The organism is Falsiroseomonas sp. HW251, assembly GCF_050563545.1.
In the GTDB taxonomy this organism is placed as follows: Bacteria; Pseudomonadota; Alphaproteobacteria; order Acetobacterales; family Acetobacteraceae; genus Falsiroseomonas.
Genome location: NZ_JBNXUM010000009.1, coordinates 14,202 through 39,075, shown reverse-complemented (window position 1 = coordinate 39,075; position 24,874 = coordinate 14,202). Strand labels below are relative to the sequence as shown.

Below are 24,874 nucleotides of genomic sequence, written 5' to 3'. Positions count from 1 at the left end.
CTCAGCTCAGCAGCGCGCCGGCGCTGCGCTGCTGCATCTCGGCCCGCAGCTTGGCCACCTCGTCCTGCACGCGCCGCAGCGCGTCCACCAGCGTGTCGGTCTGGGTCTTGGTGGTCTCGGCCAGGAAGGACGCCGTGAGCGCGTCCTGGCCGAGATTGCCGATCTGATCGAGCACGGCGGCAATCCGCCCCTCGGCATTGGCGTAGCCGCCGCCGGTGCCATAGAGCTGGCGGGCGAGGCCACGATAGGTCTCGGACGAGGCCTGCAGGCGGGACAGCGCCTTGGCGTCGCCGGCCGTGGCGGCCGCGGCGTCCTGGCTGAACTGGCTTTCGGCGCTGGCGTAGCGGGATTCGACCGTGCCGGCGTTGTCGGCGACGGTCCGCAGCCCGCGGGCGTAGTCGGCCAAGCCCCCCAGCACGCCGGCCGCGCCAAGGCGGGCCGCGTCGGTCTGGGCGGCTCTCTGCGCCTCATCGCGCGCGCGATCTGCGGCCCTCTGCGCCTCCTCAAACGCGCGCTGCTGGCGGTCCTGGGCGAGGGCCTGCAGCAGGGCGTTGAGATCGCCCTGGCCGACGCGATCGAGAGTGCGCTGCGCGTCGGGGGTGTTGGCGCGGAAGGTGCCGAGGATGCCCGAGCTGGCCAGCGCGGTGTTGAGGTCGCTGGAGAACTGCGACTGGCCGCCGCCGAGGAAGGCGACGCCGGAGCCGCCCGTGGCGAAGGAGAAGCCGCCGGCGCGGAGCTGGGCGTTGATGGCCTCGATCTGCTGCTGCGCGCTGGCGGCGAGCGCGCCGGTGTCGAAGCGCTTGCCCGAGGTGTTGGAGACGCGGAGCATCCCGTCGTCGCCGACGGTGATCCAGGCCTCGCCGGCGGAGGAGCCACCGCCCTTGGAGCCGAGCAGGCCGCCGAGGCCACCGCCGGCTGCACCGCCGATCAGCCCGCCGAGCACGGTGCCGACGCCCGGGACGATCGAGCCGATCGCCGCACCAGCCAGCGCACCGGCACCGGCGCCGAAGGTGCTGTTCTGCTGGCGGACGGGGCTGCTGCCGGCGACAAAGCGTGAGAGCAGGGAGCCCGCGCCAAAGCCGAGCGCGGCGCCGCCGGCCAGGCTGCTGAGCGTGGTGCCCAGGCCCATTGAGCCCAGGGCCGAGGCCGGCAGCACGGGGCCAGCCATCCCAGCCGGTAGCGCTGCCGTCGCCGCCGCACCGGCCCCTGTGGTCCACAGCGTGCTGCTGAGCAGCCCGCCCGCGCCCGTAAGGCCGAGCGACGCGCCAAGGCCCGAGAACAGCCCACCCTCGCCGGTCAGGCCAAGGCTCTCGCCCAGCCCCGAGAAGATCGTCGAGCCGCCGAGCTCGCCGCCGCCACCGAACGCGCCGGCCAGCGTCGGTCGGGCGGTGCCGAGCAGGGCATTGGCCAGCGGATTGACCAGGGCGAGCTTGGCAAAGTCGGCCGCGGCGCTGGCCAGCACGGACTTTGCCAGGCTGCCGAAGTCGAGCGCGGCCTGCCCGCCCGACGTAAAGGCGCCCACCAGCCCCTGGCCAATACGGTCGAAGGCGTTCTCGCCGATGCGGGCAAAGGCATCGCGCGAGGTCTGCTCGAAGCTCTCGACCTCCCGCCGGGCCTCGTCCATCGCCCGCTCGCGGGTCCGGCGCGCCTCCGCCTCGCGCCGTTCCTGCTGCTCAGCGGCCCGGGCCAGCGCCGACTGCACGGCAGCCGCAGGAAACACCGTCTGCCCGGCCGGCGCGTTCTCATACTCGATCTCGCGCACCCGGCGGCCGGTCTCGCGCGCGGTGTGGCCGAGCCGCTGGAGCGCGTCGTTGCGCTCGCGATCGGCGGCCGCGCGCAGCCGCTGCGCCTCCGCAGCCTCGACCGCGCCGCGGCTGAGCAGGGCGTCGATCTCGCGCACCCGCGTCGCATGCTCGTCGCGGATGCCGCGCTCGCGGTCGAGCGCCTTGCGAAGGTCGGCCAGGCTCGCGTTGTCGCGCCGCCGCTGGCCCTCGGCGCGCTGGCGCTCGGCTGCCTCCTGCTCGCCAAGCCGGCGGACGGTCGCCTCGCGCTCGATCTCCTCGACTTCGCGGTTGAAGCGCTCGAGCTCGGCGATGGCGCGCTCGCGGTCGGCGCGCAGCGGGGCCGCCTGCCGGCGCAGCGTCTCCAGGATCGCGTCCTCGGGAACAGTGCGGCGCGGATTGGCCTCGAGCGCGGCGATGCTGCGCTCGATCTCGGCGGACTGCCGGTCGGCATTGGCCAGGCGCTGCTCGGCCGCGGCCCGGCCGGCGCGGGCGGTCTCCTCAGGGGTGCCAAGACCGACGGACACGCGGGTGCGGTCCACCGCCGCGGCCGCGGCCTGGGCGGCACGGGCGATCGATTGCGACAGGCCGAGGGCGCGGTCGAGGTCGGCGGCAAAGCGCGTCATCGCCTCGCCCAGCGCCGAGAAGGCCCGGCCCATGGTCGGCGGCAGCTTGTCGAACTCGGCGTTGATGCGCTCGCCGGCACGCAGCATAGCCGGCAGCACGACGTCGGCGGTAAGCCGGCCCTCCTCGCCCATCTTGCGGAGTTCGCCGACGCCGACGCCGAGCTGGCGCGCCAGCGCCTCGGCCAGTGTTGGCATGTTCTCCAGGATGGAGCGGAGCTCGTCGCCCTGCAGCTTGCCCGAGGCCAGCGCCTGGCCGAGTTGCATCACGGTCGACGAGGTCTCGGCGGTGCTGGCGCCAGCGATGATGCCGGCCTGCTGCACGGTGCGGACCAGCGCCAGCACCTGGTCGTTGGTCGCGCCGACCTCGCGCGCGGCCAGCGCGAAGCGGGCGAAGGCGCCAGCGCTCTCCGACACCGCGACGCCGGTCTGCTGCGAGAGGCGGTAGAGGCCCTGGTAGGCGGCCTCGGCCGCGGCGATCGAGCCGGTGGCAGCCTGCAGCCTGGCGAGGGTTTCGGTCGCCGCGTCGCCGGCGCGGGCCACGGCGACGCCGGCGGCGACCGTGCCAGCCGCCAGGGCTGCGATGGCGGTCGCAGCGAGGCCGGCCCCCGAGGCCACACCGGCAAAGGTCCGCTCGGCGCCGCCGAGGCTGACGCCGAGCGACGAGAAGCCGCGCATTGCGCCGTCGGACGCCGCGGCAAGCCCCTGCAGCGCAGGATGAGCCGCCGCGGAGGCAGCGTCGATGCGGCGGAGCGCCCGCTCGCCGGTCTCGCCGACCTGCTCCAGCGCGCGGCGCGTCGGCTCGGCGTTGTCGGCTGTCAGGCGGATCGCGATCGTGCGGGCGGCAGCCCCGCTCATGCGCGGCGGCCCAGTTCAGCAGCGAGCGCGCGCGCGAGGATGCCCGGGGCGCGGCGGCGCACGGCGGCGACGTCGAGCCGCTTGCGGAGGCTGACCTGGCGCAGGAGGAAGAACATCGGCACGAACCCCTGGGCGAGGACCTCGCGGGCACGGCGCTGCTGGCCGCGGCGGCGGCCGGTCAGGATCTCGGCGTTCGGACCAACGAAGAGCCGCAGCCGACGCGCGCGGCGGCCAATGCCGCTGGCGGCGCGGACGCGCAGGCACCAGAGCCGGACGGACGGGTTGGATGAGCGCAGGACGAAGGCCTCACCACGCGCGGCCTGCATCTGTGCTGGCGTGACGCGCAGGCCACCGCGGACGGAGGCGCCGCGCCGGCCACCAGCGGCGTTGTAGGGCGTCGGGAAGGCGAGGTAGCGGCCGCCGCGGGCGACGATCGGCACGCCGCGGTCGAAGGCGTCGACGAGCTTGGGGGCGTTGGTCCAGACGAGGGCCGCAGGGCGCAGGGTGCGGGGCGCAGTGGCCGGCGGCGGGTAGAGGCTCAGGCGCCAGGCATTCGCCACGGCCGGCCGCGGTCACTGAAGCCAGCGCCGCGAGCCTGGGCGCGGAGCTCGGCCTGGACCTCGTGGCCGGCGCGCTCGACGCCGCGGCGCATCGCGCGCGCGGCATCGCGGACCTCCGCCTCCATCGCAGCGCGGAGGTCGCCGCGCACGGCAGCGGTGATGAGGGGCATTCGATTCCGCCGCAGAGTCGGTAAAACACGTCGGCCGTAACGGTCGCGGCGTCTTGACACCAAGCGCTGCCGTCTCGGCTTCCGCTTCAAGTTCAGTCTACGCAAGCTCGCAGCCAGCTCGTGGGAGGCGACCATGGCTGCTTTGCCGGGTATGACAATGGAGATCGGACTGGGCCTTGGGCTTGAGGTCGCCTCTGGCGCAGACAAAGCGCTGAGTTTGGTGAGCAACATTCAAGGCGTCTTGAACTTCGGTCAGCCTTTCCTGGACTTCCTTGCCCAGCGTGCTGAGTCGAGGTTCGACACAAGTGTGCAGCAGTACAGCGCCCACATCCTGGCAGAGCTGAACGACTGCGTAAAAATGGCGACGGCGCTGCATGACGCGTTGTTGCCGGATTTCGTCGGCGCCTTCATCGACGCCGACGCCCTTGGTCAATCCATTGGCGCTGTCGTTGGGTGCGGAGCTTCAGCTCGTTCAGCGGCTGGGGCAGATACCGCCGCCGGCGCCCTACGTCCTTAACAACGCGACCCTGTCGACGCTGAAGTTCCTCGCTTCCGACACGTTGAAGCTGGAGCCGGAAACGCCTGAGTACAAGTTCATTTCGGGTGTGCTGAGCATCGTCGGCCATAGTAAGATCCAGGGCAGTATCGAGGCCGGCTTTGACGACGCAGCGGTGGCGGCGGGAGGCTTTCGCGTCACGGCCGGCGATCTGGACCAACTCGGCGACTTCCAGTTGCGGATGGGCAAGAACAGCGTCCTGACTATTGAGGGTCAGGCGATCTTCGATGCTCACGCCAAGATCGTGGAGGAGGGCACGGTTCAGGCAACGGAGCTGCTGTTCAATGGCTTAACCGTTGCAGCCGGCCTTTCGCCTGGAACGCTGGTGTTCGATGCGCCCGTGACGATGACCGCCGGCACCTTCGATATGGAGGTGGGCGGCACCAGCAGCGGGAGCTATGACCAAGTACGCTTTACTCAGTCAGTCACACTGCAAGGCGGCAACATCCACATTTCCCCGCTGAACGGCTACCACCCATCCGCAGGGACCGTCGTTCCATTGTTTGTGGCCCCGGGTACCTTCGATTTCTCCCACATGGTGATCACCCTCGGTGATTTCGGCGGGGTGTCGGCAAGTCTCCGATCAGATGGAACGCTGCTGTTTGGCGGAGCGTCAGGAGACGACAACAGCACCAGACAGGTGACACCGCTGGCGCCAGAACCGCCTAGCACGGCAGCGCCAGGTCAAGGCGATGTAGACTGGAACGAACTAGCCGCCGTGGTCACCAGAAACTTTGTGGAAACGGGCCAGTGGTACCTGGTGGATCGGTCGCCCGTGCAGGATTGGTACGTCGTTGCCGCTCAGGTTGTCGCCAATTTTGAAGCGACAGGAACGTGGTATTTGTAGCCGCTGTCGCACCACGACCGGGTGCTGGGTACGCCGACAGGTGATCAGCGCCGACGCGTTCAAGCTGCCTATAGCTTTGCAGTGCGTCGGCAGTTCGACGCGCCAGCTCCGCTCGGCTTGGAGCCGACGTAAGAAGGTGAAATCGCCTCACCAGTGATCGTCATAGTGGTGGCGGCAGCCGCTGCGGCTACAGGTGTACGAGGAGCCAACGAATCCTGGGCAGCTGCACTTTGAGCATCTACCGTACTTTTCGGGCTCCTCCTTGCCGCTCAACACCACCGCAGAGACGACTGCACAGGCGAGGGTTCGCCGCGGTATCTGCGTCGGCATCTCCCTACTCCATTGGCGTACTCAGTTCCGGCAGTAGCCGTAGGCCTGCAGCTGCAATCGGAGGTTTGGGTCGGCGCAGTGGCTCCGGATGTAATCGCGTGTGTCTCCCAGCATGTCGCGGTGCGGCGCCAACGGGTTCTGCGCATATGGGCTCGGGTTAGTGTTGTACGGCTGAAGGTCCGGGTTGCGTTGTGCTGGAGAGGGATAGCCGCGGTTCGCGTTGCCACCCTGACCAGCTAATTGAGAAGCAACCTGGCATGCGAATTGGTTGCCATTCAGACAGTTCCGGCGCGCGGTGTCGAGGACAACACCGCACGCCTCTCTGTCGCCCGCATTGCAGGCGGCTACAATCTGGTTGATGTCGTTGGTGCCGTGCCATGCTTGCACTGGACTGGATCCGAGCGACCACGCTGATCCCGTGCACAACGCCATCAGCACCGAGCGGCGTATCGTTAACGCTTTCATGGCCCTTTCCTCCAAAGCACGACCGCTGCAGCAATCACGCTATGTCTGGGCTGAGCGATGAAGGTAGCAAAAAACCGCCTTTATTTCGCCTTCCGAAATCACAGTGATGGGCGATGACCGTCGCGGGAAGAGTAGGAATACCGAAGGCTGAAGATCTTTACGGGTGGGGAAATCCCAGCGGATAGTGAGCTGTCACCATTTGCAAACAGTCGCCGGCCTCGCACCCGCCTCACCTTTCGGCAAGGCGTCGCTGCTCCGCATCGAGGGTTGCGTCGATGCCGCCAAGCGCGGGGAAGGCGTCCACCACCCACGCGGCCTGATCGCCGACGCCACCGGGATCGGGCCAGTGGGCGATGCCTCCCATGCCACCGCGACACGCCGCCCACAGGCGGACGAAGGCATGCCAGGGCTCGGTAATGACGAGCCGGGGGTTCTCCGCCCAGGGCTCTCCCCCGACGAGCCAGTCGCCTCCGCCCTCGGGCCTCAGGCCGCCTTCGTAGGCGCCGGGGTCTCGGGCGACGGCGAGGGCGCCCCGGAGTTTCCCTCCGCATCCCGCCCGGGCTGCATGAGGGTACTGGCCCGCCAGCCGACCGCTTCGACGTCCTCCTGCGGCAGCGCATCCAGCAGGTCGTCCGGCACCAGGCCGCGCGCGCGACGGAACGGAGGCAGACCGTCGCCCTCCCAGCCACGCAGCGCATGGCGCGCCGCGACCCAGGGCAGCGTGCCGAGGTACCGCTGCCGCGCTGCCAGCAGGCCGGCGTAGACCGGCACCGTGGCACAGGCCGCCTCGACGGTGCCCAGCTGCACCTGGACATCCGCGTCGTCCGGCGTGGCCTCCGATGCGTCGATGACGGCGAGCAACTCGTCCGCATTGCCCGGCGAAGCTTCGCGCACGGCGGCGCGCAGCGCGTCCAGCATCTGCTCGTGCGACGGGTAGATCCCGCCCTCGCGCGCGAGGTCCGCGCGAAAGGCCTGCCGCTCGCGGTAGGTGAGCGGCGCCACGAGATAGCGGCGGCCGGTTCCGGGTGGCGTGAACCACTCGGCGTCGCGCCGCGAGAAGACGACGGTCATGGGCTTCTCCTTCAGAACTGCGCCAGGAAGAGCGGACTATCGGCGCCATCAAGCTGGAAGGCGATGTCGAGCTGACCGAGGCCGTCGCGCTCGCCGGGCCGCATTCCGGTGGCCTTGGCCGCGGGTGCGATCACGCAGAAACGGTTGCCCACCGTCGCGCCGAGGATCGCCATCAGCGACATCGCCGTGCCCTGCCGGAAGGCGTTGAACACCACGACCGCGGTCGTGGTGTTCATCAGTGGGTCGATGGAGCCGCGCGCGTCGCGCTCCACGGGAACGGCGGGGTCGTAGCCCTCGGCGGCTTCGGGGTTGTCCGGCAGGGTCACGCCAACGCCCGCCTCGAGCACCAGGCGCCGCGCGCGGGCGACCTGCTGGTTCACCTGGCAGCGTCCGCCGACAAAGCGCGGCGGCGTCGGGCGGATCGCGGTGTTCCAGCCGGTCGGCAATGCGACGGCTGCCTTGTCCAGCATCTGGGCGCGCAGCTCGAAGACGAGGAAGCCGATGCCGCCGGTGGAGAGCTCGAGGGACCAGGTGCCGACTGCGCCGGTGAAGCGCCAGCGCAGCCCGTCGGCGTAGAAGTAGAGGGTGGCCGTCTTGTAGACCGCCTCGTCTGAGGTCGGGCTGTAGAGGACGTGCGGCGGGATCTGCGCGAGCGTGGTCACGGTGCCCGCGGTCCCCATCGTCTCGCCGAGGGTGGCGACGCGGCCCGCCGTGTAGTCGGTAATGCCGGTGGTCAGCGTCCGGTCGCCCGAGAGCAGCAGCGGCATGCCGCGGTAGAGCTGGGCCGTCGCCGCGAAGGGCGTGGCCAGGGTGAGCGTGGTTGTGCTGCCAGCCGCGGCCGCGGTGGGCGCGCCGATGACCGCCGCGGTGATCGTCTCGGCCATGGTGCAGCAGCGCAGCAGCCTTCCCCAATCCGGGGCGGTCGCGGCGGTGCCGGAGCCGCGGAGCGGGATGCGCAGGCGGATGCGCGGCTTGAGGCCGCCGACGATGGCGGGCGAGCGGTCGAGGGAGCCGGTGAGCTCGGTGTTCTCGACCACGACGGGATCGAAGTCGATGTCGCAATCGGCAGCGAGCCAGTCGGCATTCGCCGGCGTGCCGGCGATGGCGTCGGTGCCGGGGGTGGTCTCGATCTTGGCCGCGACCGCGGCAAAGCGCATGCGCACGAGGTCGATGCTCATGTCGCGGCTCCTTCAGGCTTTTGCTGGTGCGTGGTGGTCAGGACGACCAGGGGCCGCTGGGCTGGCCGATGGCGAGGATGGTGAAGCGGGCGAGGAACTCGCCGGCGGGCTGGGCGGACTCGTCCGCGTCGTAGAGCCGGAACTCGGCGCCAGCCTCTGCGACGTCGCCCAGGCCCGGAGCGGCCGGCGTCCAGCCTGCCAACGCCGCCACGGTGCGGGCGTGCAGCAGGGAGAGAGCCTGCTCGGCGGCGAGGTCGGTCGTGCCGGCGGCGAAGCCCGAGACCCCAAAGCCGATGCGGTAGTGGGTGCGGCCTGGCTCCGCGGTCTCGTCCGCCTCGAGGTCATCGCCGCGGACGACTAGGTGAGGCAGGGCTTCGGCGTCGGTGTCGACGGGCGCGCGCCGGGCTCGCTCTACCACCGCGTCGGACAGCTCCGCGGCGAGCCGGTCCGCGACCGCGGCGAGCGCGGCCTCACGCAGCGGCACGGAGCCGCTCACGCCGACCGCGCCAGCGACACGCGCCAGGACAGGCCGAGCGGATCCGGCTCGACGTCCTCGATCTTCCAGGTCTCAGGCGGCGAGAGCCGGCGCAGCAGGTCGCCGCGGCGCGGGGCGTCGGGTACGAGATCCGCGACGCGCAGCGTGGCCTCAAGCGCGACGGCGCGGCCGCCCGGACCGCCGAGCCCGGCGACGGCGTCGGCCGGGGCGGAGAGCAGGACGCGAAGCGGGCGCCAGGCACCACCAGCCGCGGCCCGCCACTCGGCATCCGTCCCCATGTTCGGGTCGGCGTGAAGGCTGGCCAGCGCGGCGTCAAAGGCGGTGCTCACCGCGGCGGCTCCTTTGGCCCGTCGGGCAGAACGGCCTTGGCCGCTGCGGCCAACGCGCCAAGCGCCGTGGCGACGCCCACCACGCTGTCGGCCAGGTTCTGCAGGTCGACGCCGGCGATGTGCGCCAGCAGGATGATGGCTGCGAGCAGGGCGACGCCGCTGTGCGTGCCCTGCTCGCGCAGCCGCGCGAGGAGGTAGGTCACGACGTCCTCCGCTCAGGAGCCCGAGGGCGGGACGCGGTTCAGCCACGCCCGCACGGTCGTGTCAGCGGCCAGCGCCGTGGCCGTGGCAATGCCGACTTGGTAGTTGCTGGTGGCCGTCGTGGTGAGGCGGCGGTTGGTGTTGTCCCAGAAGACGCGCGCGCCGGCGGTGATGGCGAGTGCGGGTTCCTTGGTGATGTCGAAGACGCCCTTGGTCTGGCACTCGATGGTCGCGTTCTGGGCGCCATCGGTCGCGGCGACACCAAAGATCGCGCCGACGAGCACGCCCTGGCCGGCCGTGACGCCGCCGGCATACGGGACGGCAACCGCCAGGCTGTCGCCGGGCTGGATGAAGTTGCGCATGGATGTGGGTCTCCAGAAACACGAAGGGCGCCCCCTGGGGCGCCCCGCGTGTCGTCCTGCTGGTGGTGGAAGGGGATCAGGTGCCGGGGTTGAACCAGGCGCCACGCCAGTCGATGGCGCCGACGCCGAAGTCGAAGATCACGCTGACCTCGACGCCATCGACGCCCGAGACCGGCCCGGTCGTGACCTGCGGGCCCTCGGCGCCGTTGAGGTAGCCGTAGACGTAGACCGGCGCCGCCGTCGGCTCCGCGAAGAGGTACCAGCGGTTGGTCGGGATCAGCGGTTCGACCAGGGGCTGCACGAAGCCGGCGTAGACATTGGCGTTGCTCGTCTGGGTCGCGCCGATGTTCACCGTCAGCTGCCTCGCCGCGAGCTCCTGGCTCGGCCCGACCAGCAGGCGCATCGAGCTGCCGAGCGCGATCGGCAGGCCGTCGAGGGTCTTCTGCTTCATGACCGCCGCCCGGCCGACGGCAAGGTTCGTGAGGTCGAGCGCGGTGCCGGCCGAGGCCTTGTTGGCGCGCGCCGCCGCGGTGCCGAACACCGCGCATTGCCGGTGGTGAGCGTCGGGCCGTCGCCGCTGGCGCCGTTCAGCAGGCCGTAGGCCGTCGCGTTCTCGAAGTCGGCGACGCGGCGGCCGATCATGGCGGCGAAGTCGGTGAAGGCGCCGAGGTCGTCGTTCACTAGCATCGGTCGGGTGACCCGGATGCGCCGGGCGAAGGTCTGCAGCAGGACGATCTCCTGGCTCTCGGACATCGTCCCGGCCTGGATCTCGCCGTTCTCCAGCAGCGGCATCAGCGTCGGGAAGTCGCCGACGCGGAGATGCCGGTGCGGCTTGAAATCGCGAAAATCGCGCCGGAGGAAGATCTGTCGGTAGGTGGGCTGGGCCGGCTGGTAGGCCGCGAGCAGCATCTTGTTGGCCGCGGCCGAGAGCAGCAGCGGGAAGTCGGAGGTGGTGTGGAAGGCGCGTTCGGCGAGCAGCGTCGGATTGCGCGGCACGTTGCGCTCGCCGCGCGCACGCAGCAGCTCGCCGACCATGTCGGAGGGCCGCCAGCCCAGGAACTCGGCGTGGCGGCCCGAGCCCTTGGGCTGGTAGCCCGGCATGGAACGGGCGGCGAGCGACTCGGCCATGGCATCGATCAGCGCTGCGGGGTCGTCGTGGCCCGGACCGGTCTCCGGTCGGGCCGGCACGGACGGGCGCGGGCTGCCGGCGACCAGCGCGTCGAACAGGGCACGCCGAACCTGGTCGGCACTCCAGCCGCGCTCCACCGCCTCGGTGCGGATCGGGGTGATGCGATCGGCCGGCAGCAGGGCGCGGGCGGCCTCGACGGCTGTGTCGATACCGGCAATGCGCTCGCGCTCGGCGCGCTGCGCTTCGGCGCGGACGGCGTCGAGATCGGGCGCCGGCACAGACGGTGCGGGCGCAGCCCGGGTGGGCTCAGGCGGCGCGATGGGCGCGGGGCTGGGCGTGGTGGTCACGGTGGTCTCCTGGGGCGGGATGGGCGGCGACGCGGCAGGCGGGGCCGGCGGGGCAGCAGCCGGCTCGGCCGGCGTCGTCTCGGGCATGGTGGGATCCTCGTGAGGCAGGGCAGGTTCGATGGCGATGGCAGGCGCGCCCTGCGGCGCCTTGCCACGCACAGCCGCGTCGCGATCCACCGGGATCGGCACGACGGAGATCTCGAAAGGCTCCCAATCCACCGCGCGATGGACGGTCTCGCCGGTGGCGGCGTCGGGTCGCGGGTCGTAGCGGTGCACGCGATAGCCGACGCTCACCGCGCGCAGCGTGCCGTCGGCGATGCGCTGCCAGACCGGCTCGATGTCGGCGGCGGCGCTGAACTGCAGCGTGGCATAGCCGCGGCCGCGCTCGAGGCGGGCGGCGGTAACGCGGCCGAGCACGTCGCGCGCATCGCCGCGCCGGTGCGTGTTCAGCACCGGGGCCTGGCCCGAGCGCAGCGCGTCCATGCGCACCGCGTTTGGCGACATCTCCAGTTCCTCGGTGATCAGGCCGAGGCTGGGGACGAAGTTACGGGCGCGGGCGCCGGTGGACCACACCACCTCGACGGTGCGGGCGCCGCGATCGACGGTGGCGGGCGCGGTGAGTGCGCGCTGCGCGACGATCACTTGCTCACAATCGGGCACTCTATCGGGCGCAGCGTCGGGCGCCGGCGCGGCATCACTGCCGTCCAGTTCGGTGATCTCGGCCATAATCGGCTTTGCGCTCCTGGCTCGTGTCGTAGACATGCCATGCATCCGAGAACTGCAGGCGGCTCCAGTCTGAGGTTAGAAAGGCGGCCGCAGTCGAGAGCCGCAGACGGGCTGACCTAAGTGGCGGGAGCTGCAAGACGAGAGCTGTCACTGCGGCGGATCGCCGGAGCCATCGCGCTCTCTCCAGCACGCTTCCGACCCGGTCCGCGTTGCCGTGCCTTGCAACAACCAGCGCGCTTCGGCGATGTGGCGGGGGATGCGCGAGCGGGCGAAGTTCTGCTGACGTCCGACGCATTTTTCACGCAGTTTAACGCCGCGTTCGAAGGCCGTTCCCGCTACTTGCCGGAGCTGTTCTGGGCAGTCGAAATCGCTCGCGTACTTCAATAGCTTTTCGATATCGGCAACACTGCACGGAAGGGAAGCGTTGACGGGGCAGGGCGTCCGTCCCGGCGCGAATCTGGCTATTGCTGCTGCGGTGCTGAGCGCGAAGGCGCTGCAGCGCCTGTGGCGGCGATCTCAACCGCGGCCATCTGCGCGGCGTCCTGGGCGGCGCCGGACTTCGCGACGCGGCGCGGATCGGTGTCGAGCGAGATGCCGGCCTCGTCGAGCAGCGCATTGGCCCCGCGGATCATCTCTACCGCGGCACGGAAGTCGTAGCCGAAGGCGCCCGCGGCCTCGGGCTGCGGGACGAAGCCGGCGCGCACCTGGGCGATCAGCGCGGTCGTGTCCTTCAGTGGGTCGATCATCTCGTGGGCTGGGGGCACGTGCGACATGCCGTCCGGCATCTCAGCACTCCACAGGCCGAGCAGCGCGCCCTGTGCGTGGAAGCGGTCCGCGACGGGGCGGACCAGCATCGGGATCAGCATGCCGTACTGCACCTGGTCGCAGAGCCGGCGGAACTCGATCTTGCCAGCGCGGAGCGAGGAGTAGTTCGCCTGTGTCAGGTCGCCCGAGACTTGGTCGTAGGTGAGGCCCGCGCCAACGGCGGCGGCCTCGAGCGCGCGCTTCGCGAAAGACGCGTGACTGCCGCCGCCGGAGGGGTTCACCACTTCCACGCTGCCCATCCCGCGCCGGTACAGGATCATGCCTGGCTCGAAGCTCTCGACAGCGCGTCCCTGGGCGTCGCGGAGCAGGCCGGACGCGGCGCCAGTCAGCGCCTCGTCGCCCTCCTCGGTGACCACCGCGGCAAGGCAGGCCTCGATCTTGGCTTTCATCTGCAGCGCGGCCTCGTAGTCGCCAAGATCGCGTAGGCGCAGCAGCACCGGCGCCAGCCAGGAGACGTCGCGCAGCTGCCCGGGCCGGCGCTTGCGGTAGATGTGCAGCACGTCGCTGGCAGGGATCCGCTGGCTGCTTTGCCAGGTCGCGCCTGGCAGGATCCAGGCCGCGCCGGGGTGCACGCGATGCAGCCAGTAGCCGACCGGCTCCCCGGCATGGCCGAGCGCGATGCCCTGGATGGTCGGCGTGCCCTCCACCATTCCGTTGCGCGCCGTGTCGAGGTGGTCGCTCTCCAGCACCTGCAGACGCAAGCCGATCGGGTTCGACGGCGACGGCTCAGTCATCAAGAAGCGGACGAAGCACTCGCCGCTCTCCACCACCGCCCGCATGACGAGGGCCTGCAGCCCGTACAGGTCGAGCCGTCCCTCCGCATCGCAGGCCGTGCTCTCAGCCCAGCGTCGCCAGCCATCGGCGTGGCGCGCGTCGGGCCAGCGGGTGGTGATGCCGGCGCCGACCGCATTGCCGGTCCAGAGATCGACGATGCGGCTGGCGTAGGGGTCGTTCCTGACCGCATCGCGGGCCCGGCGCGCGATCGTCGCCGCGGCCATGCCCACCTCGGCCGTTGCGCTGCCGCCCACGGGTGCCCAGGCCGAGGCGCGCCCGTCCTGCGCGGCGGCGTAGCCCCGAATCGCCGTCACGATGCGCCGGAAGAAGCTCACGCAGTCCCCCGCGCGAAGCTGGCGAGCGTCACCGACGGCCGAAGCGCGACGTTGTTCTCGGCGCCATGCAGCACGGCCAGCGCGCGGCCGAGTTCATCGAGGCTGCGGTACTCCACGGTGCGCCCATCGAAGGTCACGCGTGTGGTCCCCCCAGTGTACGCTGCTGCCAACGCAGCAGCGCGGCTGCCGGCGGGCTGCGCCAGCGCCCAAGCGAGAATTATCGGCTCCATTGTCCGGCCTCTCTAATGCAGCATGCCTCGACGCTTGGTCGTCAAGCCGCTAATCGCGGCGGCCAGCCCCTACCGCCGGGTAAGCCAACACACGTGCAACTGGCAGGCCGATGTCACAAACAAGGCCCGAGCTGGGCCAAGCCAATTCCAGTGTGCCGCCGAGCTGTTCCTTCACGGTGCCGCGCAGCACACGCGAGCCGAAACCTGAACGTGAGGGCGGATGCGCGACGGTCGGGCCGCCGCGCTCCGCCCAGCGCAGCCGCAGCATCCCCTCAGCAAGTGCCCAACTCACCTGCACCCGTCCCGCTGTCACGGACAGGGCTCCGTGCTTGACCGCATTTGTGGCGAGCTCGTGCAGCGCCATCGATAGCGGCTGGGCCGCTTGCGGCGCGAGCATGACGTGCGGCCCGTCCACCTGCGCTCGCGGTCCTTCCGTCGCGCTACCCGCGGCGAGGAACGGCTTCAGCTCTCCGCAGACGAGGTCACGGAGGCCAGCTCCGGCCCAGCGCGTCTCGGTCAGCAGCGTGTGTGCCCGTGCTAGAGCAGCAACGCGCCCTTCCACTGCAGCCGCATAGGCGCGGGGATCCTTCACGGGCGTCAGACGCAGCGCGGCAAGCACCACGGCAAGCGCGTTCTTTGCCCGATGATCCAACTCGCGCGTCATGAGTTCCTGACGCGCATCGGCCCGCCGACGCTCGCTAACGTCGCGCAACAGTCCCGCCACGTGCCAGCGAGCGCCGCCTTCAGCTCTATCGAGATGAACCTCACCGCGAAATTGCACCCAGACAACATCGCCGCTGGTGAGCGTTGCCCGGAACTCCTCGGAAAGCTTGCCGCCTTCAGCCGCCAACTGCTGAGCTAGCGCTTCCAGTCGAGGGCGTTCCGCCGGGTCTGCGACAGCCACCACGCCGCTCAGCTCGATTGGCGCACTGTCCAGCAGCCCGAGCAGCCGGCGCAGCGTGGGCAGGAGCTTACCTTCGTCGGCTGCTTGGCCGCTTGCTTCGACGGCAATGACGCCGGCTGCCTCCTGCGCTCGGCGAAGGCGTGCTTCAGCCTCCGCGGCCTCCTGCGCCCGACGCGCCTGTAATCGAAGCTCGAGCTCATCGGAGGCGAGCCCAGCCAGCGTGGCGAGCCACCGTCCCTGTTCTTCTGTCACGCCCTCAGGCCGCGGCTGATCAGAAATGACGCAGACTGTGCCGAGCTGGAACCCGTCTGGTGTCCGCACCGGGACTGCGGCGTAGAAACGGATGAACGGTGCGCCGGTTACTAGCGGGTTGGATACGAAGCGCGGGTCTTGGGACGCATCCCGGACCACGAACACCTCGTCATTCTCACCCTGGATCGTATGACTGCAAAACGCCCACTCCCGCGGCGTCTGCTGGACTTCCAGGCCAACCCTGGCCTTGAACCACTGCCGTTGCTCGTCGATGAAGGACACCAGCGCGATCGGCGTCTTGAACAGGTCGCGCGCGAGCATCGCGAGCCGATTGAATGGCTCCTCGTCAGGCGTGTCGAGGATCCGATAGCGGCGCAACGCGGCGAGCCGCTCATTCTCCGCGGCTGACAGCACGCCGAGCTTAGACATGTAGGCGTGCTCGCCCTACTTTACCGATGTTCCTTGGAGCAAAGCTCGCTCCACTGTTCGCTGGCTGTGCAAGTCTGGTTTTCATCCTACCAGGACAATAGTGCCATGGGTTCGCAGAACCGAGAACAGCATTCGCGCGCATGGAGGTACTCCTAGACTGCACATGCGACTGCCGGTTCGATTTGGAGCAGTTTTGACCTCTGTCAATGTGGCCAACCAGTTCGCGGTGCGAGCCACGACCGTGGCCTGATCTCGCCAGCTGTCCTTGTTACTGAGCCAGTCACGTTCTTCGTCGACGCGTTCTGCGACGGCGGCGCTGCAAGCGGTGCGTCCAGAGCCTCCTCCCGCAGTCGGCCCCAGAAGCGCTCGCCGTACCGGTCGGCGCCGAGCAGCCAGAGCGCGGCGCGGGCGAGGACCGCGCAGTCCAGCGCCTCGTTCCTCTCGCGCAGCTTGGCCCATTCCTGCCGCGCAAAGCCGCGGCGGTCTTTCGCCGTGCGGAGCTGCTCGGCTACCAGCTGCTTGACCCATTCAGCGTCGACACCCTGCGGCAAGTGCACCCAGCCTGGCGGGAACTCGGTGCCATCGCCACGGCCGAGCCAGAGCCGGCGGTAGAGGTCCGCCTTCCAGGTCGAGACCGATACCGTCCATAGCTTCAGGCCTCGGCGGAGCTTCTGGCCGTTGACCAGCGCATCTACCGCAGTCGGACCCTGCAGGGGCTGCGCCCGGTTCCAACCGTCGATGCCCTTGGTCGGCGCGACGCGCGGGTCGTGCAGCCGACGCAGGTGGCCGTAGACCGCCGCGGTGTCGCGGCCGCCGGTGTCGACGCAGGCCTTCGCGATGCGGATGGTGCCGGCACCGGCCCGGGTCCACTCCCTGCCGAGCAGCGCCGCCAGCGCGTCCCACGGTTCGCGCTCCCGCGGGCTGCCTAGGATCACGACGTGGTCGACCAGCCAGGAGGTGTAGCCCTCCGCCCAGCCCCAGACGTCGCACTCGAGGCGATCGTCCTGCACATCCACGCCGGCCGTGAGGCACAGCGCGCCGACGGGCACGACGCCCATCCGGAAGTCCTCGCGGCGCTCGACCAGCCGCTCCCAATCCGGTGCCTCGCCCTGCTCCTGCCAAGTCTCGCCGAGCACCGTGTTCCGAAAGGTCTTGAGGTCCTCGGGCTTGCCCTGGGCCGCCTCCCAATCGCGGGCTATCTGCTCCCAGGAGAGCCAGCCGACCGGCGAGTATAGCGCCGAGATGTGGAAGCCGACGGTGTGCGGGTCCTCGGCGGTGGCGGTCGCCCGCCATTCGCCGCCGGCCAGCATAGCCGTCTTGTGGTGCTCCTCGATTGTCTTGTCGCAGGCCTCGCAGTGGTAGCGCGCCGAACGCGGATCACCCTTCTCCCAGCGGAGCCGCTCGAACCTGAGCCACTGCATCTCGCCGCAGTGCGGGCACGGCACGAAGAACCGGCGCTGGTCCGAGGCGGCGTATTCCCGCTCGATCCGGCTGCGACCCGCGATGGTCGGCGTCGAGACCAGAAACGCCTTGCGGCGCCAGCCGAAGGTGCGGGCCCGCGCCTCGGCCAGCGCGATCGGGTCACCCTCGCCCTCGACGTCGCCGGGATAGGCGTCGATCTCGTCGAGGAAGAGGAACCGCGCCGTCATCGAGCGCAGCCCGACCGCACTGTTCGCGCCGGTCAGCACGAGGATGCCGCCGGGGAATTCCTTCGACAGCAGGGTGTTGCCGCTGTCCCGGGCGCGGGCCGGGGCGACCCTCTCCTTGAGGGCTGGTGTCTCCTCCAGCAGCGGGTCGATGCGCTGGCGCGAGAAGCGCTTCGCCAGCTCGACGGTGGGCTGCACCGCCAGCACCGGGGCCGGCACATGGTGCAGGATGTAGCCGAGCCAGCAATTGCCGCTTTCGGTGGCGCCGACCTGGGCGCCCTTCATGAAGACCACGCGCCGGGCGGGATGCACCGCCGACAGCGCGTCCATCACCTCCCGCAGGTACGGAGTTCGGCTGGTCCGCCAGGGACCGGGTTCCGAAGAGGCCCGGCTGCCGAGGATCCGGTGCCGCTCCGCCCATTGCGACACGGTGAGCTGTGGCGGTGGGCGGAGCATGCCGCCCGCGCGCCGACGCACATAATCACGCGTGCGGGGTCCGATCTCCGCCGATGCCTGGGGGATCGAAGCGATCGGCCGCCTCCGAAAGCAGGTCGGTGATGTGCCCCTGCAGGATGGTTTGCAGCAGGTGCGGGTCGACGCCGAGCTCGGCAGCGATGAGGCCGGAGACGCGGGCCGGCCAGTTCAGCAGCGCGTCGCGCATCGCGCCGGCGATCTCGTCGATCGTGGCGTTGGCCTCCCCGACGTCGAGCAGCCGGCGCTTGTTCTCGTCGAGCGCGAGCCGTTGCGCCTCGACCTTCAGCGCGAGCTGCGCGACCTTCAGCCGGGCGTTGGGGGTACCCTCGGCGGCGGCTCCGCTGGCAAGCGGCGAGCGGACAGGGTCCGCGGTCTCCACCAGGCGCCGGCGAGTCTTGTCGATGTCCCAGCGGCCGTCGGGCTCGCGGGCGATGCGGTTGGTTTGCTCGGCCTTGCGCAGCGCCGTCTCGGTGATGCCGATGCGGCGCGCCGCCTCGCGCGTGGAGGGGGTCAGCTCCGGCATGGCGGCGTCCTCCCGCCACACGTCTCCGCGTCAGTGCCCGAGGCGGCAGTCTGCCGGCAGGCTCTGCGGGCTCACGATGAAAGTGGCTGCCATCCCGGCAGCAGCTCGGGCCGCTGGCCGGGTTCGAGGAGGATCACCCGCTCGGCCCTCAGGTCGTGCCTGCTAGGGCCGAGATGCGTGACAGTGCCGACGGTGAACTGCTCTCGGATGATCGATGCCGGCCCAAAAAGCCGGAGCTCATAAACGGCGCCGACATCCTCTGGGATGTCGGCGCGCCCAAGCAGCCGCTGTTCGCCTCCGTCGTCCAGGAACACCCGCACGCTGCGGCTCCAGAAGCTATGTGGCGAGATGATACACCGTGTAGGAGCCGCGTGCGCCCTCCTTGTTAGGGCCGACCTGACGGACCCGCTCCAGCACCTGCACCTCGATCCCCTGGCGCTTCTTCAGGCCCGCGAAGAAGCCGCGGACCGTGTGCTGCTGCCAGCCGGTGGCCTCGCAGATCTGCGCGATGGTCGCGCCCTCCTCGCGGCGGAGCAGCACGAGCACCTGCTCCTGCTTCGTGCCCTCGCGCGGCTTACGCGGCGCGCCAGGCTCGCGCGCGGCGCGCGCCGGCTTCGCGAGGATCTCGCGCAGGGCATCCATCGCGTCCGTCAGGTCGTATCGCTGGTTGGCCTCGTCGTCCCAGGCGTCGAGGACCCGCTGCGCGGTCTCGCGCAGGTTGGCGCGCGAGGCCGGCGTGGGCGCGCCCAGGGCGGCCGTCGGCGCCGCGGCACCCACACCCTGCGGCAACGGTTCCTCCGCGCCCGTGGGCGCCGTGTCGGCCACCGTCGCGGCGGCCTCCGCGGCGGCCAGGCGCTCGGTGTTGCGGCGGGCGATGGCCTCGGCGCTCTGCTCGTCCTCCTCCGGCGCGTCGCCCGCGTTCGGGTCGATGCCGATGGCACGCAGCCCATCGTCGGTGATCTTCAGCAGCATGTCGTCGCCGTCCACCGTCCACTTCGCGATCGCGTCGTAGGCGGGTTGGTGCACCGCGATCGCCAGGTCATTCTTGAGCAGCGCTTTCGCCACCGCCTGCCGCGCCACGGAGGGCAGCCGCTCGGGCGGGTAGGCCAGGTGCTCGGGATGCTGCGCGGCGGCCTCGAGGATCGCGCGCTGGGTGTCGGTGAGCTTCATCGTCGGGGTCCTTTGTCCAGCACCCGATCAGCCGGGTGCTACCACCCCGAGCCCCGCCGGCGCTTACCGGTCGGGGCAGGCGCGGGCGATGCTCCGCGCACGACGGACCATTCGCGCTGCGGCGCGTCCGAGCCAAGCGGATAGAGCATGCGATCCGCACGTCTCGACCGTCATCGTTTGGGGTTGCGCGCCGGCAGCTTCATACGGTGGCTCCGCAGCCACGCGACGGCAGCGAGCCGGTCCGGCGCTGCCGGATAAGGTGATCGAACACCACGTCATCGGCGGCGTTCTCGGAGCAAACAGCGAACAGGCCGAGAAGTGCGCCGCTGAAGATGGTGGCGTCGTCGGCCGCCGGTGAGGAAACGATGGATCCGATGTTGACGGGCAACCCGTTCGCAGCCGCATGGCTGCGCAGCGCTCATACCTGGGCGCGGCTGATGCATTTCTGGTCCGGTGCGTGGATGCTTGAGCCGCGCAAGGTTCCGGTCAGGAGCCGCCGCCGCTAGGCGGCGTCAAGGACGACTGTACTGCAGCGCCCGGCGGAGTAGCCGCGGCCGCGCGTCAGTTCGTCATGGCGAGCCGATGGGCTGCGACGTCGTCGAAGGTGCGATCCTCGCCGTCGAGCACCGCCGCCCCGCCCGTTGCTTCCTGCCAGCGCCGCACGATCACGTCGGCATAGGCTGGGTCGATCTCCAGCAGCACCGCGCGGCGCCCGGTCCGCTCCGCTGCAATCATCGTCGTGCCCGAGCCGCCGAACGGGTCCAGCACCGTGTCGCGCTGCTTGCTGCTGTTGCGGATGGCGCGCTCGACCAGCGCGACCGGCTTCATCGTGGGATGGAGGTCGTTCCTGGCCGGCTTGTCGAAGTGCCAGACGTTCCCCTGGTCGCGTGCGCCGCACCAGTAGTGCTGCGCGCCGGCCTTCCAGCCGTAAAGCATCGCCTCGAACTGCTGGTGGTAGTCGGCGCGGCCGAGCGCGAAGGTGTTCTTCGCCCAGATGATCGTGCTCGACCACTTCCCACCCGCCTATTGCCAGGCGCGGTGCAGCGTCGGCCATTCGGATGAGGACATGCAGATGTAGCAGGCGCCCTTCGTCACCGAGAGCAGGTTGGCCAGCGCGGGGCGGAGGAAGTCGAGGAAGCCCTGGCCGAGCGCGTCGTTGGCGATGGTCATCCGCGCCGCGGTGCCGCCCTGATAGGCAACGTTGTAGGGCGGGTCGGTGAAGGCCATGTCGGCAAGGCGGTCGACGCCGAGGGCGCGCTGGACGTCGACGAGCTTCGTGACGTCGCCGCAGAAGAGGCGGTGGTCGCCGCACCGCCATAGGTCGCCGGCGCGGGTGACCGGCACGTCTGGCGGCTCCGGCGCGTCGTCGGCATCGTCCTCGAGGCCGGAATCGGCCGCGGCCAGCAGCCGATCGAGCTCCATCCCCGAAAAGCCGAGGACGTCGAGGTCGACGACAGCCTCGTCGCGGATGCGGGCGATCTCGGCGGCGAGCAGCGCCTCGTCCCAGCCGGAGTTCAGCGCGATCTGGTTGTCGGCCAGCCGCAGCGCACGGGCCTGAGCCTCAGTCAGATGCGCCAGGCGGATCACCGGCACCGCGGCCATGCCGAGGCGCTTCGCGGCCATGACACGGCCGTGGCCCGCGACCAGCACGCCCGCAGCATCCACCAGCACCGGGTTCACGAAGCCGAACTCGGCGATGGAGGCGGCGATCTGCGCCACCTGGTCGTCGGAATGCGTCCGCGCGTTCTCGGCGTAGGGCACCAGCACGGCGACCGGGACGGTGGTGACCTGGAGGTCAGGCTGCACTGGAGGTGACCTCCATTCGCGACGCGGCAACGGCGTCGTAATCGCGCCCGTCATTCACCGGCGTCAGCGGCAAATCCGGATGCAGCATCTGCCAGTGCCACGCGCGGGGGCATGTCAGGGCTTGCCGCGCGCGCCGCGGCGGCGCCACATAAGTTAGGCCGGTCCACGGCCGGAGAATGCGCCATGCTTGCCTCGGTGCTCGCCCCGCGTCTTGCCCGCCACGGCATCCACTATGCCTGGGTGATGGTGGCGCTGACCTTCCTGGTCTCGATCTGCACCTCGGCCGCGGTCAGCCTGCCGGGTGTGCTCATCGTGCCGATGTCGCGCGAGCTCGGCTGGGGCCGTGGCGAGGTCTCCGGCGCCATGGGGCTGATGTTCCTACTGTTCGCGGTGACCGCGCCCTTCGCCGGGGCGCTGCTACTGCGCTACGGGCTGCGGCGGATGGTGGTCACCGGCACCGCGCTCGCCACGTTGTGCGTGCTGGGCGTGACCCGCACCACCGAGCCCTGGCATGTCTGGCTGGCTCTGGGCGTGCTGGGCCTGGCGGCGGGGATGATGGCGCTGGTGCTGTCGGCCACGGTCGTAAACCGGTGGTTTCAGGAGCGGCGGGGGCTCGCCATGGGCATACTGACGGCGGCCTTCGCAGCGGGGCAACTCAGCTTCCTGCCGGCGGCGGCGACGCTGGCCGAATCGCAGGGCTGGCGCGTCGCAGTGGCACCGGCCGTGGCCGGGCTCGGGCTCTGCGCGCTGCTCTATGTCCTATTCGCGCGCGACTGGCCGGCCGACCTGAGGCTCGCGCCTTTCGGCGGGGTGGCGGTGGTACGGCCGGCAACGCCGCCGGCGGGCAACGCCGTGGCGTTCAGCCTCGGCGTTCTGGCCGAGGCCTCGGCGACGCGCGCGTTTTGTATCCTGGCCGGGACTTTCTTCATCTGCGGCCTGTCCTCGACCGGCATCGTCAGCCAGCACTTCATTCCGTTCTGTGCGGATAACGGCGTTGGCTCGGTGACTGCGGCGTCGATCCTGGCGTTGATGGGCGTGTTCAACTTCATGGGCACGGTCGGGTCCGGCTGGCTGACCGACCGCTACGACAACCGGATGCTCCTCGCGTGGTATTACGCGCTGCGCGGTATGTCTCTGGTCTGGCTGCCCTTCGGCAATTTCGACATGCTCGCGCTGACGCTCTGGGCCGTGTTCTTCGGGCTCGACTTCGTCGCCACGGTGCCGCCCACGGCGCGGCTCACGGCGCAGCATTTTGGGCCGGAGAAGGCCGCGGTGGTGTTCGGCTGGATCTTCGCGGCGCACCAGCTCGGCTCCGCCACCTCGGCGCTGTTCGCCGGCATCTGGCGCGACGCTGTAGCGACCTACCTGCCGGCTTTCGTCACCGTGGGGCTGGCCAGCATCCTAGCCGCCGTGGTGGTGCTGGCACTGCGGAACGCGCGCGCGGCCCCGCCACGGCCCGCCTGAGCGGTCTCAGCGCCTGGGGTCGTAGAGCAAGGGTACACGCCTGTGCCGGGGAGAGATGGCCGAGCCGCAGCACCGGTATTGAGGCGAGGACCAGATGCTTTGGTGCCAGGACGCGGCTGCGACCGGCAGGGCTGACACGACATGGTCAGGCTGCACTGGCGATGCCCCTAATCCGCGACGCGGCCACGGCGTCGTAGTTCCGACCGTCGTCGGCCAGCGTCACCGCCTGGTCGGGGTGCAGGATCCGCCAGCGGGCAATCGCCAGGTCGACATAGGCCGGCGCGAGCTCGAGGGCGCGGACGCGACGTCCGGTCCGCTGGCCGGCGATGATCGTCGTGCCGGCGCCGGCGAAAGGCTCGAACACGATGTCGCCTTCGTCGGCGTAGGCCCGCATCAGGAACTCGGGCAGTGCGACGGGGAACACCGCCGGGTGCTCGGTCTCGATGCCGCGCGCCTTGTGCCGGGTGATGCGTAGCACGCTGTCCGGGATCCGGGTCTCTTGCACGCCCTGGCCGGCGTGCTGCCATTCGCCGACCGTCCCGTCCTTCGCGCGCATGCCGCCGTGGCTGCTGTTGACGTGCCCGGCCCAGCGGCAGGGGATGATCTTGTTGGGCCGGCGCGGCTCGCGATTGAAGTGGAAGACCAGCTCGAAGGCCGGAGCGAGCCGCCCGTTCCAGTCACCGGGCAGGCCCGGCCCCTGGTCCCAGGCGTAAAGGCCGAACCGGCGCCAGCCCTGCGCGCGCATCCAGTCGAGCCAGCCCGACCAGTAGGGCTGCCACTCGCTGTCGCGGTGGATCAGCCCGAGATTCACGAGCAGCTGCGCGTCGGCACGAGCGGCATGGTCGAGATGCTGGAACACGCCCTGCATCAGCGCGTCCCAATCTGAGACGCCGCCGGTGGTGTAGTCGCGCTGGTTCCCGTAGGGCGGGCTGGTGAAGAGCAGCGCCGCGCGGTAGGTGCCCATGACGCGGGCGACTGTCGCTGCGTCCGTGCTGTCGCCGCAGAGCAGACGGTGCTCGCCGAGCAGCCAGAGGTCGCCCGGACGGGTGACGGCCTGGCGCGGCGGATCCGGTGCGGCATCGGCGGGGTCATCCTCCGCCGAGGCATCCGTCTCCGCCGCGCCGTCCCCGCTCCCCTGGACCGCGGGCGCCGACAGGGCCTCGGGCGCGTCGCCGTCGGACACGGCATCTCCAGCCGCCGCGAGGATGTCGTCGAGCTCCGCGGTCGAGAAGCCGAGCACGGCGAGGTCGAGGTCCGGCGCGGCCTGCGCCGCGGCAAGCGCATCGCGCAGCAGCGCCTGGTCCCAGGTCGCGTTCTCGGCGATCCGGTTGTCGGCGAGCCGGAGCGCTTCCTTCTGTGCCGCGGCCAGGTGCCGCAGCACGATCGTCGGCACCTTCTCGATGCCGAGCGCCACGGCGGCCTCGAGCCGGCCATGACCTGCGATCAGCACGCCCGCCTCGTCCACCAGCAGCGGGTTGGTGAAACCGAAGGCCAGCATGCTGGCCTTGATCTGCTCGATTTGCGCGGCGCTGTGCACGCGCGCGTTGCCGGGATGCGCGCGCAGCTCCGCCACCGGGCGCAGCAGGATCTTCGCTGCCATCCAGGGGAGCGTCATCAGGCCATCCAGGATCAGGAGGGGGGTGCGAACCATGCAACCCGCGGCTGCGAACCGACGCGGCGATGGTTCGCAGCTAAGCGATTGAGATCAGTGCCGAAGGGTGCGAACTGCGAACCATGTTTTCAGGCTGGCGCTAGCGATGTCGCGCGCTTCCGCCCCCCGCATACGCCGGGCCCAGGAAGGACCCTGCGGCTCGCGAGCCACTGTCTCGATGGAGCGACGCTGTGGCTCATCCGCCACCGCCGCGTCGAGCTACACGATCTCGACGTTCCTCAGGTCTAGCAGCAGCGATTCACGCGCCGCCATGGGGTGAATTGTAACTGCGTGGCCAGGTCGACACGGCGTTGGCGGCGCGATCTCGACCGCGGGCCCGCCGGGCTATTGAGCGGCCAGGC

28 protein-coding genes are annotated in these 24,874 nt (G+C 70.4%); 3 read left to right on the top strand and 25 right to left on the bottom strand.

Going from position 1 to position 24,874, the window contains the following annotated elements:
- Position 1: 1 nt before the first annotated feature.
- Genes ACLF3M_RS12525 through ACLF3M_RS12515 form a run of 3 tightly spaced genes read right to left on the bottom strand, consistent with a single transcriptional unit; the run spans position 2 to position 3,992 of the window.
- Positions 2-3,262 (bottom strand): tape measure protein, encoded by a 3,261-nt coding sequence (locus tag ACLF3M_RS12525; RefSeq protein ID WP_430657269.1) that lies wholly within the window; start codon positions 3,260-3,262, stop codon positions 2-4.
- Positions 3,259-3,822: a DUF6441 family protein gene (locus ACLF3M_RS12520; protein WP_430657268.1), complete on the bottom strand. Its 564-nt coding sequence runs from the start codon at positions 3,820-3,822 to the stop codon at positions 3,259-3,261. The genes ACLF3M_RS12525 and ACLF3M_RS12520 overlap by 4 nt, the downstream gene beginning before the upstream one ends.
- A complete protein-coding gene (locus ACLF3M_RS12515; protein WP_430657267.1) occupies positions 3,801-3,992 on the bottom strand; it encodes a hypothetical protein in 192 nt (63 codons plus the stop codon). Before ACLF3M_RS12515 ends, ACLF3M_RS12520 begins: the two co-directional genes overlap by 22 nt.
- A gap of 133 nt (positions 3,993-4,125) precedes the next feature.
- On the opposite strand from ACLF3M_RS12515, the gene ACLF3M_RS12510 reads away from it, so the two are divergent.
- Entirely contained in the window at positions 4,126-4,509 is a 384-nt protein-coding gene (locus tag ACLF3M_RS12510; RefSeq protein ID WP_430657266.1) for a hypothetical protein, read from the top strand.
- Entirely contained in the window at positions 4,430-5,395 is a 966-nt protein-coding gene (locus ACLF3M_RS12505) for a hypothetical protein (RefSeq protein ID WP_430657265.1), read from the top strand. The genes ACLF3M_RS12510 and ACLF3M_RS12505 overlap by 80 nt, the downstream gene beginning before the upstream one ends.
- Positions 5,396-5,746: 351 nt before the next feature.
- Here ACLF3M_RS12505 and ACLF3M_RS12500 read toward each other — a convergent pair whose 3' ends face one another.
- From ACLF3M_RS12500 to ACLF3M_RS12400, 21 genes are all read right to left on the bottom strand, one after another.
- Positions 5,747-6,190 carry a hypothetical protein gene (locus tag ACLF3M_RS12500; protein ID WP_430657264.1) on the bottom strand — a complete coding sequence of 148 codons (444 nt, stop codon included), beginning with the start codon at positions 6,188-6,190 and terminating at the stop codon, positions 5,747-5,749.
- 229 nt (positions 6,191-6,419) lie between these two features.
- Positions 6,420-6,554, bottom strand: coding sequence for a hypothetical protein (locus tag ACLF3M_RS12495; protein ID WP_430657263.1), 135 nt, complete (start codon positions 6,552-6,554; stop codon positions 6,420-6,422).
- A 119-nt stretch (positions 6,555-6,673) separates the two neighbouring features.
- Positions 6,674-7,261 (bottom strand): hypothetical protein, encoded by a 588-nt coding sequence (locus tag ACLF3M_RS12490; protein ID WP_430657262.1) that lies wholly within the window; start codon positions 7,259-7,261, stop codon positions 6,674-6,676.
- Positions 7,262-7,272: 11 nt separating this feature from the next.
- The gene (locus tag ACLF3M_RS12485) at positions 7,273-8,439 is read right to left on the bottom strand and encodes a hypothetical protein (RefSeq protein ID WP_430657261.1); all 1,167 of its coding nucleotides are present in this window, start codon (positions 8,437-8,439) and stop codon (positions 7,273-7,275) included.
- Positions 8,440-8,476: 37 nt separating this feature from the next.
- Entirely contained in the window at positions 8,477-8,935 is a 459-nt protein-coding gene (locus tag ACLF3M_RS12480) for a hypothetical protein (protein WP_430657260.1), read from the bottom strand.
- A complete protein-coding gene (locus ACLF3M_RS12475) occupies positions 8,932-9,264 on the bottom strand; it encodes a head-tail joining protein (protein ID WP_430657259.1) in 333 nt (110 codons plus the stop codon). Before ACLF3M_RS12475 ends, ACLF3M_RS12480 begins: the two co-directional genes overlap by 4 nt.
- The gene (locus ACLF3M_RS12470) at positions 9,261-9,467 is read right to left on the bottom strand and encodes a hypothetical protein (protein ID WP_430657258.1); all 207 of its coding nucleotides are present in this window, start codon (positions 9,465-9,467) and stop codon (positions 9,261-9,263) included. The genes ACLF3M_RS12475 and ACLF3M_RS12470 overlap by 4 nt, the downstream gene beginning before the upstream one ends.
- 12 nt (positions 9,468-9,479) lie before the next feature.
- A complete protein-coding gene (locus tag ACLF3M_RS12465; RefSeq protein WP_430657257.1) occupies positions 9,480-9,827 on the bottom strand; it encodes a DUF2190 family protein in 348 nt (115 codons plus the stop codon).
- Positions 9,828-9,903: 76 nt separating this feature from the next.
- Positions 9,904-10,278 carry a hypothetical protein gene (locus ACLF3M_RS12460; protein ID WP_430657256.1) on the bottom strand — a complete coding sequence of 125 codons (375 nt, stop codon included), beginning with the start codon at positions 10,276-10,278 and terminating at the stop codon, positions 9,904-9,906.
- The gene (locus tag ACLF3M_RS12455; protein ID WP_430657255.1) at positions 10,275-12,029 is read right to left on the bottom strand and encodes a prohead protease/major capsid protein fusion protein; all 1,755 of its coding nucleotides are present in this window, start codon (positions 12,027-12,029) and stop codon (positions 10,275-10,277) included. The genes ACLF3M_RS12460 and ACLF3M_RS12455 overlap by 4 nt, the downstream gene beginning before the upstream one ends.
- A gap of 147 nt (positions 12,030-12,176) precedes the next feature.
- Positions 12,177-12,413, bottom strand: a complete 237-nt coding sequence (locus tag ACLF3M_RS12450) for a hypothetical protein (RefSeq protein ID WP_430657254.1) — start codon at positions 12,411-12,413, stop codon at positions 12,177-12,179.
- Between the two features lie 77 nt (positions 12,414-12,490).
- Positions 12,491-13,963 carry a phage portal protein gene (locus ACLF3M_RS12445; protein WP_430657253.1) on the bottom strand — a complete coding sequence of 491 codons (1,473 nt, stop codon included), beginning with the start codon at positions 13,961-13,963 and terminating at the stop codon, positions 12,491-12,493.
- Positions 13,960-14,193, bottom strand: coding sequence for a phage head-tail joining protein (locus ACLF3M_RS12440; protein WP_430657252.1), 234 nt, complete (start codon positions 14,191-14,193; stop codon positions 13,960-13,962). Before ACLF3M_RS12440 ends, ACLF3M_RS12445 begins: the two co-directional genes overlap by 4 nt.
- A gap of 49 nt (positions 14,194-14,242) precedes the next feature.
- Positions 14,243-15,778: an HWE histidine kinase domain-containing protein gene (locus ACLF3M_RS12435; RefSeq protein ID WP_430657251.1), complete on the bottom strand. Its 1,536-nt coding sequence runs from the start codon at positions 15,776-15,778 to the stop codon at positions 14,243-14,245.
- A gap of 203 nt (positions 15,779-15,981) precedes the next feature.
- Complete coding sequence (locus ACLF3M_RS12430) at positions 15,982-17,880, bottom strand: phage terminase large subunit family protein (RefSeq protein ID WP_430657250.1); 1,899 nt, start codon at positions 17,878-17,880, stop codon at positions 15,982-15,984.
- Between the two features lie 25 nt (positions 17,881-17,905).
- The gene (locus ACLF3M_RS12425; protein ID WP_430657249.1) at positions 17,906-18,421 is read right to left on the bottom strand and encodes a hypothetical protein; all 516 of its coding nucleotides are present in this window, start codon (positions 18,419-18,421) and stop codon (positions 17,906-17,908) included.
- A gap of 71 nt (positions 18,422-18,492) precedes the next feature.
- Positions 18,493-18,741 carry a hypothetical protein gene (locus tag ACLF3M_RS12420; RefSeq protein ID WP_430657248.1) on the bottom strand — a complete coding sequence of 83 codons (249 nt, stop codon included), beginning with the start codon at positions 18,739-18,741 and terminating at the stop codon, positions 18,493-18,495.
- 16 nt (positions 18,742-18,757) lie between these two features.
- Entirely contained in the window at positions 18,758-19,591 is an 834-nt protein-coding gene (locus ACLF3M_RS12415) for a DUF3489 domain-containing protein (protein ID WP_430657247.1), read from the bottom strand.
- 199 nt (positions 19,592-19,790) lie between these two features.
- Positions 19,791-19,979, bottom strand: a complete 189-nt coding sequence (locus ACLF3M_RS12410; protein WP_430657246.1) for a hypothetical protein — start codon at positions 19,977-19,979, stop codon at positions 19,791-19,793.
- A 173-nt stretch (positions 19,980-20,152) separates the two neighbouring features.
- Positions 20,153-20,527 carry a DNA-methyltransferase gene (locus ACLF3M_RS12405; RefSeq protein ID WP_430657245.1) on the bottom strand — a complete coding sequence of 125 codons (375 nt, stop codon included), beginning with the start codon at positions 20,525-20,527 and terminating at the stop codon, positions 20,153-20,155.
- An 87-nt stretch (positions 20,528-20,614) separates the two neighbouring features.
- Complete coding sequence (locus ACLF3M_RS12400; protein ID WP_430657244.1) at positions 20,615-21,397, bottom strand: ParB N-terminal domain-containing protein; 783 nt, start codon at positions 21,395-21,397, stop codon at positions 20,615-20,617.
- 183 nt (positions 21,398-21,580) lie between these two features.
- Here ACLF3M_RS12400 and ACLF3M_RS12395 point away from each other — a divergent pair, with 183 nt between their 5' ends.
- Positions 21,581-22,861 (top strand): MFS transporter, encoded by a 1,281-nt coding sequence (locus tag ACLF3M_RS12395; protein WP_430657243.1) that lies wholly within the window; start codon positions 21,581-21,583, stop codon positions 22,859-22,861.
- A gap of 145 nt (positions 22,862-23,006) precedes the next feature.
- Here ACLF3M_RS12395 and ACLF3M_RS12390 read toward each other — a convergent pair whose 3' ends face one another.
- Positions 23,007-24,476 carry a site-specific DNA-methyltransferase gene (locus ACLF3M_RS12390; RefSeq protein ID WP_430657242.1) on the bottom strand — a complete coding sequence of 490 codons (1,470 nt, stop codon included), beginning with the start codon at positions 24,474-24,476 and terminating at the stop codon, positions 23,007-23,009.
- Between the last annotated feature and the right edge of the window lie 398 nt (positions 24,477-24,874).

What these genes read in the sequence shown, in the direction of transcription:
- ACLF3M_RS12525 (WP_430657269.1), bottom strand. Translation starts at nt 3,262, where the DNA reads ATGAGCGGGGCTGCCGCCCGCACGATCGCGATCCGCCTGACAGCCGAC.
- ACLF3M_RS12515 (WP_430657267.1), bottom strand. Translation starts at nt 3,992, where the DNA reads ATGCCCCTCATCACCGCTGCCGTGCGCGGCGACCTCCGCGCTGCGATG.
- ACLF3M_RS12510 (WP_430657266.1), top strand. Translation starts at nt 4,126, where the DNA reads ATGGCTGCTTTGCCGGGTATGACAATGGAGATCGGACTGGGCCTTGGG.
- ACLF3M_RS12500 (WP_430657264.1), bottom strand. Translation starts at nt 6,190, where the DNA reads ATGAAAGCGTTAACGATACGCCGCTCGGTGCTGATGGCGTTGTGCACG.
- ACLF3M_RS12495 (WP_430657263.1), bottom strand. Translation starts at nt 6,554, where the DNA reads ATGGGAGGCATCGCCCACTGGCCCGATCCCGGTGGCGTCGGCGATCAG.
- ACLF3M_RS12490 (WP_430657262.1), bottom strand. Translation starts at nt 7,261, where the DNA reads ATGACCGTCGTCTTCTCGCGGCGCGACGCCGAGTGGTTCACGCCACCC.
- ACLF3M_RS12485 (WP_430657261.1), bottom strand. Translation starts at nt 8,439, where the DNA reads ATGAGCATCGACCTCGTGCGCATGCGCTTTGCCGCGGTCGCGGCCAAG.
- ACLF3M_RS12465 (WP_430657257.1), bottom strand. Translation starts at nt 9,827, where the DNA reads ATGCGCAACTTCATCCAGCCCGGCGACAGCCTGGCGGTTGCCGTCCCG.
- ACLF3M_RS12460 (WP_430657256.1), bottom strand. Translation starts at nt 10,278, where the DNA reads ATGAAGCAGAAGACCCTCGACGGCCTGCCGATCGCGCTCGGCAGCTCG.
- ACLF3M_RS12455 (WP_430657255.1), bottom strand. Translation starts at nt 12,029, where the DNA reads ATGGCCGAGATCACCGAACTGGACGGCAGTGATGCCGCGCCGGCGCCC.
- ACLF3M_RS12440 (WP_430657252.1), bottom strand. Translation starts at nt 14,193, where the DNA reads ATGGAGCCGATAATTCTCGCTTGGGCGCTGGCGCAGCCCGCCGGCAGC.
- ACLF3M_RS12435 (WP_430657251.1), bottom strand. Translation starts at nt 15,778, where the DNA reads ATGTCTAAGCTCGGCGTGCTGTCAGCCGCGGAGAATGAGCGGCTCGCC.
- ACLF3M_RS12430 (WP_430657250.1), bottom strand. Translation starts at nt 17,880, where the DNA reads ATGCTCCGCCCACCGCCACAGCTCACCGTGTCGCAATGGGCGGAGCGG.
- ACLF3M_RS12425 (WP_430657249.1), bottom strand. Translation starts at nt 18,421, where the DNA reads ATGCCGGAGCTGACCCCCTCCACGCGCGAGGCGGCGCGCCGCATCGGC.
- ACLF3M_RS12415 (WP_430657247.1), bottom strand. Translation starts at nt 19,591, where the DNA reads ATGAAGCTCACCGACACCCAGCGCGCGATCCTCGAGGCCGCCGCGCAG.
- ACLF3M_RS12405 (WP_430657245.1), bottom strand. Translation starts at nt 20,527, where the DNA reads ATGCTTTACGGCTGGAAGGCCGGCGCGCAGCACTACTGGTGCGGCGCA.
- ACLF3M_RS12395 (WP_430657243.1), top strand. Translation starts at nt 21,581, where the DNA reads ATGCTTGCCTCGGTGCTCGCCCCGCGTCTTGCCCGCCACGGCATCCAC.
- ACLF3M_RS12390 (WP_430657242.1), bottom strand. Translation starts at nt 24,476, where the DNA reads ATGACGCTCCCCTGGATGGCAGCGAAGATCCTGCTGCGCCCGGTGGCG.